Source organism: Pseudomonas sp. PDM18, assembly GCF_014852585.1.
Taxonomy (GTDB): Bacteria; Pseudomonadota; Gammaproteobacteria; order Pseudomonadales; family Pseudomonadaceae; genus Pseudomonas.
On the sequence record NZ_JACVBX010000006.1, the window covers coordinates 327,853 to 341,732 of the forward strand.

10 protein-coding genes are annotated in these 13,880 nt (G+C 66.6%); 1 reads left to right on the plus strand and 9 read right to left on the minus strand.

Annotated elements, in window-relative coordinates; translation table 11 throughout:
* Positions 1 to 568 precede the first annotated feature (568 nt).
* The 5 genes from IB274_RS15210 to IB274_RS15230 all read right to left on the minus strand — a co-directional run bounded on the left by IB274_RS15210 (position 569) and on the right by IB274_RS15230 (position 8,172).
* A complete protein-coding gene (locus IB274_RS15210) occupies positions 569 to 3,004 on the minus strand; it encodes an efflux RND transporter permease subunit (RefSeq protein ID WP_192432762.1) in 2,436 nt (811 codons plus the stop codon).
* Positions 3,005 to 3,063: 59 nt separating this feature from the next.
* Positions 3,064 to 4,140, minus strand: coding sequence for a WD40/YVTN/BNR-like repeat-containing protein (locus IB274_RS15215; RefSeq protein ID WP_192432763.1), 1,077 nt, complete (start codon positions 4,138 to 4,140; stop codon positions 3,064 to 3,066).
* An 89-nt stretch (positions 4,141 to 4,229) separates the two neighbouring features.
* Complete coding sequence (locus IB274_RS15220) at positions 4,230 to 5,588, minus strand: DUF1329 domain-containing protein (RefSeq protein WP_192432764.1); 1,359 nt, start codon at positions 5,586 to 5,588, stop codon at positions 4,230 to 4,232.
* Positions 5,589 to 5,629: 41 nt separating this feature from the next.
* Positions 5,630 to 7,477 (minus strand): DUF1302 domain-containing protein, encoded by a 1,848-nt coding sequence (locus IB274_RS15225; RefSeq protein WP_192432765.1) that lies wholly within the window; start codon positions 7,475 to 7,477, stop codon positions 5,630 to 5,632.
* 128 nt (positions 7,478 to 7,605) lie between these two features.
* Entirely contained in the window at positions 7,606 to 8,172 is a 567-nt protein-coding gene (locus tag IB274_RS15230) for an RBBP9/YdeN family alpha/beta hydrolase (protein WP_192432766.1), read from the minus strand.
* 344 nt (positions 8,173 to 8,516) lie between these two features.
* Between IB274_RS15230 and IB274_RS15235 the strand changes: the two genes are divergently transcribed.
* The gene (locus IB274_RS15235) at positions 8,517 to 9,521 is read left to right on the plus strand and encodes an AraC family transcriptional regulator (RefSeq protein ID WP_192432800.1); all 1,005 of its coding nucleotides are present in this window, start codon (positions 8,517 to 8,519) and stop codon (positions 9,519 to 9,521) included.
* A gap of 1,009 nt (positions 9,522 to 10,530) precedes the next feature.
* On the opposite strand, the gene IB274_RS15240 is transcribed toward IB274_RS15235, so the two are convergent.
* From IB274_RS15240 to IB274_RS15255, 4 genes are read right to left on the minus strand one after another with little or no spacing between them, the layout of a single operon-like run.
* Positions 10,531 to 11,541, minus strand: a complete 1,011-nt coding sequence (locus tag IB274_RS15240; protein WP_192432767.1) for a YeiH family protein — start codon at positions 11,539 to 11,541, stop codon at positions 10,531 to 10,533.
* Positions 11,538 to 11,864, minus strand: a complete 327-nt coding sequence (locus IB274_RS15245; protein ID WP_192432768.1) for a Rieske (2Fe-2S) protein — start codon at positions 11,862 to 11,864, stop codon at positions 11,538 to 11,540. The genes IB274_RS15240 and IB274_RS15245 overlap by 4 nt, the downstream gene beginning before the upstream one ends.
* Positions 11,861 to 12,526 carry a DsbA family protein gene (locus IB274_RS15250; RefSeq protein WP_192432769.1) on the minus strand — a complete coding sequence of 222 codons (666 nt, stop codon included), beginning with the start codon at positions 12,524 to 12,526 and terminating at the stop codon, positions 11,861 to 11,863. The genes IB274_RS15245 and IB274_RS15250 overlap by 4 nt, the downstream gene beginning before the upstream one ends.
* Positions 12,526 to 13,815: an MFS transporter gene (locus IB274_RS15255; protein ID WP_081516845.1), complete on the minus strand. Its 1,290-nt coding sequence runs from the start codon at positions 13,813 to 13,815 to the stop codon at positions 12,526 to 12,528. The genes IB274_RS15250 and IB274_RS15255 overlap by 1 nt, the downstream gene beginning before the upstream one ends.
* Between the last annotated feature and the right edge of the window lie 65 nt (positions 13,816 to 13,880).

Here is a 13,880-nt window from a genome sequence, read left to right on the forward strand (position 1 = left end):
TCGCGGACGAAGTGCGCTCTTACGGGTCAGGCCCGCTCCTACAGTCAAACGTCGGCGTTGAGCGGTTCGCGAGCAAGCTCGCTCCTACGAAAAGCTCGACAACCACTCCATTCCTGCCCTGGCTTTGGCTCTTAAAGACTTCCAGAGAAATGTCCGCACGCGCCGAACGCCCCGTTCAGGAGGCCTCGTTGAAGCGGAGTTTCAGGGGTTGAGCGACATGGATGTCGCGAGAGCGTTGTCGGGCCAGGGATGGCCCGTCAACGCGTGCCCCTGAAACTTCGCTTCAACGAGGGTATTTTTCGCCCCAAGCGAAAAACCGGATGATTGGGGCAAGACCTTTGCCTTCTTTGGGGCGTTTGCCAAAGAAGGTCGCCCGAGGGGGCGAAACAGGAAGTCCGCGCGCACGCCGAAGCGGCGCTGGAACACCCAAGTCAACGCAGCAAACCGGCAACACCAGAACAGAAGGAAGCGCCGGCCCTGCCGGCGGATCGCGGACGGAGTCCGCTCCTACGGGTCGAATGCGATTTCGGCCTGCAGGAACGCGCCCTATGGCGCGCTCAGAGCCGGTTCAGAGCTTCTTCCCACCCAGCAGGAAATGCGACAGCGCCGGAATCAGGATCAGCGCCCCAAGCATGTTCCACAGGAACATGAAGGTCAGCAGGATCCCCATGTCCGCCTGGAACTTGATCGGCGACCAGGCCCAGGTGATGACGCCCGCTGCCAGGGTCACGCCAACCAGCGCAACCACCTTGCCGGTGAAAGCCACGGCCTGTTTGTAAGCCACCGACAAGGGCAACCCGGCCCGTTGCATCTGCAGCTGCACGCTGAGCAGGTACAACGCGTAATCCACCCCGATACCCACGCCCAGCGCGATCACCGGCAGCGTGGCGACCTTCACGCCGATGCCCATCATCACCATCAGCGCTTCGCAGAGGATCGAGGTAAGCACCAGCGGCAACAACGCCACCAGGGTCGCGCGCCAGCTGCGGAAGGTGATCAGGCAGAAGATGCCCACCGCCGCGTAGACGTAGAACAGCATGCGGTGGTTGGCCTCGCGCACCACGCGGTTGGTCGCTGCCTCGATCCCGGCGCTGCCGGCGGCCAGCAGGAACTGGCGCTCCGGCGTGCTGTTGGCGCGGGCGAAGTTCTCGGCGATGCCGGCCACTTCATCGAGGGTCTGCGCCTTGTGGTCCTTGAGGAAGGCGATCACCGGCATCAGCGAGCATTCGGTGTTGAACAGCTCCGGCGTATTCACCGAGGCCTGCTGGGCGGCGTAGTTGAGCACGTCCTGGTTGCGTTGCAGGCTGGCGAACTTGGGGTTGCCCTCGTAGGTGCCGGCGGTGATCTGCCGCACCGCGGTGACCAGCGAGGTGGTGGCCTGCACGCCTTCGTGCTGTTGCAGGGCCCAGCCCAGGCGGTCGGCGAGGATCAGCGTGCGGTAGTTCAGGCAGCCTTCGGGGGCGGTCTTCACCATCACCGCGAAGAGGTCGCTGGAGAGCGCGTAGTGGCTGGTGATGTAGGCGTTGTCGCGGTTGTAGCGCGAGTCGGCGCGCAGCTCCGGAGCGCCGGCGTCGAGGTCGCCGATCTGCAGGTGCTGGCTGACCAGCAGGCCACCGGCACCCAGCAGCGCCGCGATGATCACAGCCACGCTGGCCCAGCGGCGCTGGGTGAAGCGGTCCAGCAGGTCCCACAGCTTACCCAGGCCGGCATGCTGGTCCACCTGGCGGTCCTCGCGCAGGGCTCGGGCGGCGGCCTTTGGGCTGACGCCGACGTAGGACAGCGCCACCGGCATCATCAGCAGCGAGGTGAAGATCAGCACCGCCACGCCGATGCTGGCGGCGATGGCCAGGTCCTGAATGACCGGGATATCGATCAGCATCAGCACGGCGAAGCCCACGGCGTCCGACAGCAGCGCGGTGACGCCGGCCAGGAACAGGCGGCGGAAGGTGTTGCGCGCGGCCACCTGCTTGTGGGTGCCACGGCCGATGTCCTGCATGATGCCGTTCATCTTCTGGGTGGCGTGGGACACGCCGATGGCGAAGATCAGGAACGGCACCAGGATCGAGTACGGGTCCAGCGCGTAGCCCAGCCAGGCCACCAGCCCGAGCTGCCAGACCACTGCCAGCAGCGAGCAGCCGATCACCAACAGGCTGCTGCGCAGGCAGCGGGTATAGAAGAAGATGATGACGAAGGCGGTGACCACCGCCAGGCCGAAGAACAGCATGACCCGCACCAGGCCGTCGATCAGGTCGCCCACCAGCTTGGCGAAGCCGATCACGTGCAGGCGTACCGGGCCCTTGCCCTCCTCGCCGGCAGCGAAGGCACGGGCGTCGCCCAGGTATTCGTACTTCAGGCGCAGGTCGTCGAGCGCGCGGGAGAATTCGCGGTAGTCGATGCCCTTGCCGGTGGCCGAGTCGCGGTCCAGCAGCGGCACCACCAGCATGCTGGAGCGGAAGTCGTTACCCACCAGGCTGCCGACGATGCCGGCTCGGGCGATGTTCTGACGCAATTGCCCGATGGACTCGGGCTTACCGTCGTAGCCGTCGGGCATCACCGGGCCGCCCTGGAAGCCTTCCTCGGTGACCTCGGTCCAGCGCACCGCCGGCGACCACAGCGACTTCATCCAGGCACGGTCGACGCCGTGGCTGAGGAACAGCTGGTCGCTTATCTGCCGCAGGCTGTCGATATAGGCCGGGTCGAATATATCGCCGTTGGGGTTCTCCACCACGACCCGCACCGAGTTACCCAGGCCGCGCAGCGCGGCGCGGTTGTCCAGGTAGTTGCGGATGTAGGGATCGCTGTGCGGGATCATCTTCTCGAAGGCCGGACGCATCTCCAGACGGGTCACGGCCATGTAGCCCAGCACCACAGTGACCAGCGCGATCAGGGCGATGAACAGCGCGCGGTGGTTGAACACCAGGCGCTCCAGCAGGTTGCCGCTGTGGGTGTCAAAGTCCCGCAGTTCGCGGACTACAGGCATCTCGCCTTGCTTCAGGTCGACCATGAGGCTGTCTCTCTATCTCTTGTTCTTATGGTTCTTGAACCGGTGAAACACCGGTGCGCTCAGCGCACCGGCATCGCGTTCTCGCGTACGCCGCGGGCGCCAACCAGTAGCAGGCGGCCGGGGCCGGCCACAGCGCCGCTGACGGGCAGGCGCTCGGCCAGGTCCAGGGCCTTGAAGCTGGCGCCGCTGTCGTCGCTGACCAGGCCCTGGCCGGCCTGGCTGAACAGGTACAGCCGGCCGTTGGCGTCGAAACTGGCGGCGGTCAGGCTGACCGGCAGGCCGGTGTCCACGGCGCTCCAGCTTTCGCCACCGTCGAGGCTGCGGATCGCGTGGCCGCGCAGGCCGTAGGCGAACACCAGCCCAGGGCGCGCAACAACGCCGAAGAAGCTGCCGGCATAGGGCGACTGCAGGGCGACGAAGCGCTGTTGTTGGCTCTCCTGATGAGAATCCAGACGCAACAGCAGGCCCTGCTCGCCGACGACGAACAGGTCATCGCCGCTGGCCGCCATGGCGGTCAGGTGCAGTGCCTGCGGGTTGTCGATGCGGTGGTTCCAGGGCTCCCAGGTGCGCCCGCCGTCGCGGGTGTGCAGGATCAGGTTGAAGGCGCCGACCACGAAGCCTTCGTTGGCATCGCGGAACCACAGGTCGAGGAACGGCTTGTCGGCGCCCTCCTGCTGGTAGCGGCGCGCCTGGTCCAGCCAGGTGGCGTTGTCCGGCTGCGGGTGGGCGGCATAGTAGTCGAGCATCAGTTGGCCTATCTGCCGGCCGTCGAGCTGGCGCTCCCAGTGCTTGCCACCGTCGGCGCTGTGCAGCACCACGCCGTCGTGGCCCACCGCCCAGCCGTCCTGCGGCGTGGGGAAGCGCACGGCGGTGAGGTCGGAGCTGACCGGCACCTCGGCCTGCAGCCAGCTGGTGCCGCCGTCATCGGAATAGAGAATGTGGCCGCGCTGGCCGACACTCACCAGGCGCTTGTCGACGCGGGTGACGGCCAGCAGCGGCGCGCGGCAGGGAACGGCACTGTGGGGCGCCGGCTGGTCGAGTACATCGACGAACTCTGCGACCGTTTCACCGGCTTGAGCGCCGCCCGCCAGAAACAAGGCACCCAGGAGCAACAGGCGCTTGAAGGGGATCTGCATGAAGCTTTCCTCGCAACTCTTTTCGCAGCTTTCTTCGCAACGGCAACGACGGCCTGCTCCCTCATCAGGAGAGGCCGCCGCATCGTGCGTCAGCGAATGCCGCTACCGGCCAGCGCCTCGGGGGACCACTGGGTCTTGGCCAGCGGGTCGATGTAGCTGATGCCGCCGTACGGGCCGACGACGCCGTTGATGTTGTAGGAGCCGGCAGTCAGGTCGTAGATCATGAACGGCGTGGCGTCCGGGATGCGCTTGTCGTAGCTCTGGCTGAGGAAGGCGAACGAGCCGCGATAGAGCTGGCCGCGGGCGTCGTACTGGTCGGAGGCCAGGGCCACCCAGCTGTCTTCGTCGAGGTAGAAGCGACGCTTGGCGTAGATGTGCCGCGCGCCGGACTTCAGGGTGCCTTCGACGACCCACACGCGGTGCTTCTCCCAGCGCACGTAGTCGGGCGACAGGTGGTTGGGCGTGACCACCGGCTTGATGTCGCTGGCGTAGGTCAGGCGGTAGGTGTTGTAGGGCACGATCATTTCCTGCTTGCCCACCAGCTTCCAGTCATAGCGGTCCAGCGCACCGTTGAAGACGAACACGTCGTCGTAGGTGCCGGCGCCGGCCATGCCGGGGTTCGGGGTGTCGTAGGCCAGGTTCGGTGCCAGCTTCACGCGGCGCTGGCCGGGCAGGTACTGCCAGGCGCGACGCGGCTGCTGCAGCGGGTTGGCGGCGTCCTTGAGCATCATCGCCTCGCCGGCGCGGCGGGCCGGGCCGCTGTAGTAGAGCTTCATCTGGTAGTAGACCTCGGAGCCCTTCACCGGCTGGGTGAGGTCTTCGTACACCGGGTAGTTGATGAAGGCCTGGCCGGTGGTGGCAAGGTTGGCGCTGCCGGAGGCATCGACGTTCCAGGAGTCGTACTTGGCCTTGATGTTCACGCCCTGGTAGCGCAGCAGGAAGTTCCACATCGCCTCGGCGCCGGTCTGCGGAATCGGGAACGGCACGCCGGGCAGCGCGTTGTCGATGGCGGTGCCGCCTTCCAGGGACTGCGCGGTGACGGCGTTCTTCTTGCTGTTCTCCAGCACGGTGTCCGGCAGCGCGGCGCTGCGGTGGGTCGGGTAGACATCGACGCGGAAGCTCGGATAACGCTTGGCCAGCTCGACGGTGGTGGCCGACAGCTCGCTCTTGTACTGGTCGACGTTCTTGCCGTCGATCACCAGCAGCGGCTTGTCGCTGGCGAACGGGTCCGGACGCATGCTGTCGCCGCTCTTGAAGCTGGCCGGAGCGGTAGTCAGGCCACCGGCATAGGCGGGAATCGAGCCATCGCTGCTGGCGGCTTTCTCGGCGCCGACCAGGGTCAGGGTGCTGCCCAGCTGGGCGGCGTCCTGCGGGGAAACGGCGGCCTGGGCCAGACCGCAGAGGGTCAGGCCGAGGGCGGTGGCGATCAGGGTGGGTTTGAAGTTCATGCTGTGTTTCTCCTGCTTCGAGAGCGAAGCCTGGGGTGAAATCAGAAAGTGGCCTTCAGGGATGCGGTGACCATGCCGCGGTCCTTCAGCAGGGGTGCAAGGCCCGCCTGCGAGGTGATCTGGCCGGGGATGCACTGGTACTGGCCGTTGGCGCCGGGAGTGTTGTTGTCGCGGCCGCTCTCGCAGGTATCGAAGGGGCCGAAGGCGTCGACGTATTTCAGGTCCAGGCGGTATTTCTGGTGGAAGTCCGCGGCCACGCCGACCGAGTAGCTGCCGGCATCTTCGTTGCCGCCCAGCTGCACCGCCGAGTTGCCGTGCAGGCCGACGTTGTAGGACATGGGCATGGACAGGTCGACGCCGGGGAAGGCCTGGTACCAGGTCGGGGTGAAGTTGGCGGACATGGCGTAGGCGTTGGTGGTGACCTTGTCGACGCCGTGGTAGCTGGAGTCGCCCTTGAAGGTCTGCTGGCCTTCGGTGACGTCGATCAGGTGCGTCAGGGTGCCTTCCACCGCCAGCGACGAGGCGTCCCAAAGCGGGGTGGCGCCGAAGGTCACCAGGCCGTTGAGCACGACGTGGAAGGTCTTGCCGCGGGCAAGGCCGGTATCGCCGTCGCTGGGCAGCTCGCCGATCAGGTTGGCGCCGTTGATCAGGCCGCGCTGGGCCGCCGCATAGAGCGTCGGGTTGACCGTGGTGAAGTTGCTCGCCAGCGGCATGTTCTCGCGGTAGTTCAGGTCCATGCCGACGCTGACGCCGCCGACTTCCTTGGACAGGCTGATGCCGTAGATGTCGATGTCGTCGGCGTAGGCGGTGAAGTAGTTCATCCCCGGCAGGCCGGCGAGGCCCGGCTTGTGCAGGTTCGGTGCATCCACCAGTACCGCCGGCAGGGTGTCAGAGGTCTTGCGGTAGTAGAAGCCCAGGGTGCCGTCGAGCCATTCCGGGCTCCACTTGGCCATCAGGCCGAAGTCGCCGGTGTTGTCGGGCTTGCGGTCATGGCCGCGCGCCGCACCGTAGAAGGCGTTCTGCGCCGGCAGCGGCAGCCAGAAGACATTGCCGCCATCGTTGAGCATGTCGTAGGGGCCCATGTAGGTGCCGCCTTCGGGGAAGCGCGAGTTCTCGAACTCGAGGAAGTACTGCGCGGCCAGGGTCAGCTCGGGGTTCACCGTCAGCGAGGCGGACAGCTGATTGCGCGGCATGAACAGCTCTTTCGCCTCGGTGCCGGGGACGTTGTACAGCTTGCCCAGGTCGAGGGCCGACTGGCCGTAGTTGATGCCGTTGGCCGCGCTGAACAGGGTCTCGCCCCAGTAGATGGTGTGGCGACCGAGCTTGCCGCTGAGCTGCATATCGTCGCCGACCTGGTGGCTGGCGAAAACGAAGGCGTCGAGCAACTCGCCGGACGGGCCGTTGTAGTAGCGGTCGGCGAAGTTGCTCAGGCCGTGGGTGGCCGGCTGTGCGCCGCGCGGGGCAACCACCGCGCCGTTACGGGTGACCAGGTGGCCGGCGTTGCCCTTCTGGCCGGGGAATGGGTTGCTTGCGCCGACATCATCGTAGGCATGGTCGTACCAGCCGGCGGCGGACAGGCGGAAGCCCATGCTCTCGCGGTAGACGAAGTCCAGTTCGCTGAGCAGGTCAAAGCGCTGGGTCACCGGGCTGCCGGAGGAGAAATTGCGGTCGCCGTCGTTGGTGTTGGCGGTGCCGGCGATCTTGCTGTTGGGCGACTCGACGCGCTGCCCGTAGCTGAGCTTGACGGTGTTGTCGAAGCGGATCGACAGATCCGGATTGCCGGTGTCCAGCTCGAAGGCCTGCAGCGGCTGGCCGGCCATAGCGGCGAGGACTGCGCTCGCCAGCAGGCAGCGTTGCAGGGGGCGGTGCGGGTTGCTCTGATGATGCATGCTCGTGCTCCGTTTCTTGTTGTGGTCGGGACGCTTTCCGGGCCCGTCCCGCGGCCCATCCCCCTGCGCCGGAGCGCACGAGGGCCCGCCCCGGCGCGAACGCCGGAGCCGGAGGTTGCTCGGTTGGATCAGGTGTCCAGCAGCTGAATCAGCTCATCGGCCTGGGGCCAGTCGCCGTATCCGGATGCCGGGTTGAGGTGGCCGACACGGCCCAGCTCCACCACGCTGGCGCGCCAGTGGCGGGCCATGCGCTGGACTGCCTCGGGGCTTGCCAGCGGGTCGTTGTCGCTGCAGGCCACCAGCGTGGGGAACGGCAGCGGCTCCAGCGGCAGCGGCGCCCAGCCCATCTCCGCCAGGACCGCCGGCTTGGGGTAGTGCGCCGGCCAGTCGCCGTCGAGATCAGGCGGGGTCGCCAGCAGCGCGCCCTTGATCGGCCGGCTGTAGCGTGCCGCCCAGTGAGCGACCATCAGCACACCAGCGCTGTGGGCGACCAGGATCACCTCGCCGTCGATGCTTTCCAGCTCGCGCTGGATGGCTTCGACGCGGGTATTCAGGTCCAGCTTGTTCTCGGTCAGCGGCGGTACGCTGCGGACATGGGGCAGGCGCTGCTGGAGCAGGGTCTGCCAATGCTCGGCGACGTGGTCGCGCAAGCCGGGGACCAGGAGGACGGTGGTGGAAGTCTTGTGGTTGCTCACCGGTTCACCTTTGGGTGATTTCGAACTTGTTGGACAGACAGTAGAGGTGCACCGGTGAAGGTGCTTTGCATTGAGCGTCAGGCACTTCGCATTTGATGACAGGCCCCGGCCAGCCTGCTGTCCCGCCGACTCCACGCGTAGCGGGCGTACCGGGACGTACGGTGCATTCCAGAGCGCCGCAGGCACTGGCCGAAGTGAGAACTTTCGTACACGATTGGTTACAGCAGTCGCTAGAATCTGACGTCATCGACCCAGCCAGCGTGCACTCTGGCCACCGGGCGTCCACGGACCCCGGCGGCACGGAGCGACCACAAGAACAAGAAGGCGATACACGCATGACCCCCATGGTTCGCATTGCGGCCCTCACCAACTACCTGGAAGTGGCCCGCCACCTGGGCCTCAACCCGCAGCAGCAGCTAAGCGCCGTGGGCCTGTCCCAGTCCATGCTCGAGCATCCGGAGCAGCGCATCCCCGTGTCCGCGGCGGTGAGCCTGCTGGAGGAATCGGCGCGCATCAGCGGCTGCGAGACCTTCGGCCTGCGCATGGCCGAATCACGCCAACTTGCCGACTTCGGTGTGATCAGCCTGCTGCTCTCGCACCAGGCGACGCTGCGCGAGGCCATCGACACCATCATTCGCTACCGCCACCTGCTCAACGAATCCCTGGCCCTGTACATCGACCAGGAAGGCAAGCTGGCGATCCTGCGGGAAGAGCTTCTCACCGTACCGCCGATGCCCATGCGCCAGGGCCTGGAACTGGCCCTGGGCACCCTCTATCGCCTCTGCGCCGCCCTCCTCGGCCCGCACTGGCGGCCGGTCAGCGTGAACTTCAGCCACGACGCCCCGGCGGACCTGCAGGTGCATCGCCGGCTGTTCGGCTGCAAGATCGAATTCGGCAGCGAGTTCAACGGCATCGTCATCCCCGCCGCCGACCTCGACGCCGCTAACCCCATGGCCGACCCGGCCATGGCGCGGCATGCGCGCAGCTTCGTCGACTCCCTGCCCGGCGCCACCGACGGCAGCACGCTGAACGAGGTGCGCAAGTCCATCTACCTGCTGCTGCCCATGGGCCGCGCGACCATCGAACAGATTGCGCAGTCGCTGGGGCTGAACGTGCGCACGCTGCAACGGCGGCTGGAAGACAACGGCGTGACCTTCTCCGACCTGATCAACGAAGTCCGCCGCGAGCTGGTGCTGCGCTACATGGAGAACCCGCGCTATTCGCTGGGGCGTATTGCCGACCTGCTGGGGTATTCGATGCCCAGCTCCTTCACCCGCTGGTTCGCGGTGCAATTCGGGGTGTCGCCGGCGGCGTGGCGCAAGGAGCATCTGGGGCGGGAGACGGAGTGAGTTTTTCCTGAGGGGAATGGTGGCGTGCGGTTCGCGAGCAAGCTCGCTCCTACGAAAAGCCCGTGCGCCGCTTTGGCTTTGGCTTTGGCTTTGGCTTTGGCTTTGGCTCTGAAAGGTTTCCAGAGAAACAACCGCGCACTCCGAACGGCCCCGTTCAGGAGGCCTCGTTGAAGCGGAGTTTCAGGGGTTGAGCGACATGGATGTCGCGAGAGCCGCGATGGGCCAGGGATGGCCCTTCGCGGCGTGCCCCTGAAACTTCGGTTCAACGAGGGAATTTTTCGCCTAGGCGAAAAACCGGATGTCCGGGGCAAGACCTTTGCCTACTTTGGGGCGTTTGCCAAAGTAGGTCGCCCGAGGGGGCGAAACACGGAATCCGCGCGCGCACCAAGGCGGCGCTGAACACTGGCCTCGAAGCCCAGGCATCTGGAGTTTTATCCTTCCTGCGAAAGCTCCCTGCTTCCAGTTCGGCGAGTACACGCCGCTTCGGCATGCGCGCGAGCATTGTATTTCGCCCCTTCGGGCGAGTCCCTTTTGTCAAACGCCACAAAAGGAACCAAAAAGTCTCGCCCCTACATCCGGCTTTTCGCTTCGCGAAAAGTACCCTCGGTTCCCCGGAGTTTCAGGGGCCCGCGTTGACGGGCCATCCCTGGCCCGACAACGCTCTCGCGACATCCATGTCGCTCAACCCCTGAAACTCCGATCACCTTCGGCCTCCTGAAAGGGGCACTCCGGAGCGTGCGGATATCTCTCTGGAAGACCTCAAAATCCAGAGCCAGAGCCAGAGCCAGAGCCAGAGCCAGAGCCAGAGCCAGAGCCAGAGCCGGTGCCTGTACGTAGGGCGCATAACCCGGAACGGGTTATCCGCCGATAGCCACAATGGCGGATAACGCTTAGGCGTTATTCGCCCTACGCCCCCGCCGTGGGCCCACGGCTATGGATGGGTATCGCTGCGCTCCACGCCAACCTACGTTCGTGCTTCACCGCCATTCCGGTGTGATCGTCACCCGAATCAACCGGCGAACCGCAACATCCCCAGCACCAGCACCGCCAGGAACGCCGTCTCCCCCAGCATCAGCAGGATCGGCTTGATCCCCACCGTCGCCAGCGCCCGCAGCTGGGTCTTCATGCCCAGCGCCGCGATGGCAATCACCAGGCACCACTGGGACAGCTTGCCGCCCGCCTGCTGCACCATCGGCGGCAGCCAGCCGGTGCTGTTCACCGCCGCCAGCAGCACGAAGCCCACGGCGAACCACGGCAACAGCGGCGGGCGCTTGTCGCCCGGTTCCACGCCACGGGCGCGGGTGATCATCGCCGCGCAGAGGATCACCGGCAGCAGCATCGCCACGCGCATCAGCTTGACCACCGTGGCGCTGTCACCGACTTCCTTGGAGATGCTGTAGCCGGCGCCGACCACCTGGGCCACGTCGTGGATGGTGCCACCGAGGAAGATGCCCGCCTGCAACGGCGGCAGGCCCAGCGACTTGACGATCATCGGGTAGAGGATCATTGCCAGGGTCGACAGCGCCGAGACGCCGAGCACGGTGAACAGCGTGGCCTTTTCCTTCTGCGTGTGCGCCGGCAATGCCGCCGCCAGGGCCAGCGCCGCCGAGGCGCCGCAGATGGCCGTGGCGCCGCCGGTGAGCAGGCCGAAGAGGAAATTGAAGCCCATGGCGCGGGCCGCCGCGATAGAGACCAGGATGGTCACCGTCACCAGCACCACCACCATGATCACCGGCTGCCAGCCCAGCTCGGCGATCTGCCCGAAGGTGATGCGGATGCCCAGCAGCGCCACGCCCAGGCGGAGGATTTCGCGGGCAGTGAACTCGATGCCGGCCTTGCACACGCTGTCGGCGGAGAGGAAGTTCATCGCCAGGCCCAGCAGCAGCGCGAAGAGCATCACCGGGGCGCCGTAGTGCTCGGAGAGGAAGGTCGCGGCCGCCGCCACCATGGCGCTGACCAGCAGGCCGGGCAGCAGGGTTCGGCTGCGCGAGCCGAGGGCCGTGAGGGTCAGCGTGGTCATGCCGGCACCTCCTGCCGGGCCAGCACCACGTAGCATTCGTCGGCGCGCCATTCGACCTCGTAGCGCTGCAGGCCGAAGCCCTTGATACCCGCCGGGCAGCCCGTGGCCAGGTCGAAGCGCAGGCCGTGGGCCGGGCACTGCAGCCAGCGGCCGTCCAGGCGACCGCTGAACAGCGAGGCGCCGGCATGGGGGCAGCGGTCGTCAATGGCATGCAGTTCGCCATCGACGTCGAAGAGCAGGATGATGCCCTTCTCATGGTGCAGCAGACTGCGGCCGCCGCGCGGCGGCAGGCGATCGGCGGGGATACGGATCGAGCAGCTCATGCCGGGATCGCCTCCGGGAACTGCCGTTCCAGCGCGCGGTAAAGCGCCGCCAGCAGTTGCTCCGGACTCTGCCCCCCAAGTGCGAAGGCACGGCCTTCGAGGAGGAACATCGGCACGCTGGAATCGGCCAGGGCCACGCGGCGGCCGATGAACTGGCGCGCGCCGTCGGCCAGCGCGTCGTCGAAGTCGGCCACGTTGAAATCACAGGCACGCAGCAGGCGGCAGAGGGTTTCGCGGTTGCCGATGTCCTGGCCCAGCTGGAAGTGCGCGCGGAAGATCATCTCCAGCAACTGCTCCTTCTGGTTCTCGCTGCCCACATGCACGGCGCGCTGGAATACTCGGTGCGCATAGGTGGTGTTGGGCATAGTGAGGATGCGCTCGAGGTCCAGGTCGACCCTGGCGCCCTCTGCCGCGCGACGCACTTCACCCATCCGCGCACGCACGGCGCGCTTGCCGCCCAGGCGGCGCTGGTAGAACTCGGCGAAGGGTTCGCCTTCCATGGAAATCTGCGGCAGCAGTTGCAGGCCGAGCCAGTTCACCCGCACGTCCAGTTCCGGACGTTGGCGCGCCAGCAGGCGAAGCGCGACATCGAGGTTGCGCTTGCCGATCAGGCACCAGGGGCAGATGAAGTCGAAGGTCATGTCCAGATTGAGAGTCGGCATCAGGCGCCCTCCTCTTCGCCGCGCAGGCGGCGGATATCACTGTGGTAGTGGCGCCGGGCGTAGAGGAAGACCAGCGCGGCGAGAATGCTCAGCAAGGGTATGAGCTGGAAGGCACGGTCCAGGCCGATGCGGTCGGCCAGCACACCGGTGAGCAGCGGGCCGGGCGCCAGGCCCAGCAGGTTGTTGGCCAGGGTCAGGGTGGCGAAGGCGGTGCCATGCACGGCCGGCGCGGTGAGGTTGGCGACCATGGCGCCGGACGGCCCGGAAGTACCGGCGGCGACCAGCATGCCAAGGGCGATCAGGCTCAGTTGCGCAGTGCCCGGCGGCAGGTGGAAGGCCACCAACAGCAGCAGGCAGCTGGCCAGGCAGAAGCCGATGGCGAGGATGATCTTGCGCGGCGGGTTGCTGCGGCCCAGGCGGTCGCAGAGGATGCCGCAGAGCACCATGCCGCTGCCGCCGACCAGCACGATCACCGCCGAGATCATCCCGGCCTTGCCGGTGTCCAGGTGGTAATAGCGGTTCAGGTAGCTGGGAATCCACACCATCACGGCGGCGGCAACGAACAGCTGCAGGCCGCTGCCCAGGTAGGCGGCGATCACTGATCGGCTGCCGAACAGGCTGCGCAGCGAGCGCCCGCCGGCCTGGCGCGGCGCTTCGGCAGCGGCCACCGGGGCAATGCGCTTCTCGCTCACCACCAGCGGGTAGAGCAGCGCCAGCAGCAGGCCGAACAGCGCCATGCCGGCGAATGCCCAGCGCCAGCCCAGGTGTGCGGCGAGCACGCCGCCCAAGCCCATGCCGAGCACCGAGCCGAACATGCCGCCGGCCATGAAGGCGCCGGTCAGGGTGGCGCGCAGGTGCGCCGGGAATACCGAGATGACCACGGCGATACCGACGCTGCCGTAGGCGGCCTCGCCGACGCCGACGAAGAAGCGCGCGGCGAACATCTGCGGGAAGGTCTCAGCCACGGCGCAGCCAAGCGTTGCGAGGCTCCACAGCATGGCCATCAGCGCCAGGCTGCGTACGCGCCCCCAGCGGTCGGCGAGCAGCGAGAGCGGGAAAGTCAGCAGGCCGACCATCACCGCGACGATACCGCTGAGCAGGCCCAGCTGCGCATCGCTCAGGGCCCATTCGACCTTGAGCAGCGGGAAGACGGCATTGAGCACCTGACGCGACATGTAATCGGAGATCAGCAGGCCGAAGGTCAGAGCGAACACCACCCAGGCATAGCGGCGCGGCACGCTGGGCACGGTGGCAGGGATGTCGCCCAGGGCGACGGAGTGGATGGCCATGGTGCTAGCTCTCCAGGTGGGTCAATGGATTCTTGTTGTTCTGGGATAAAAGCCGACGCGGGTTA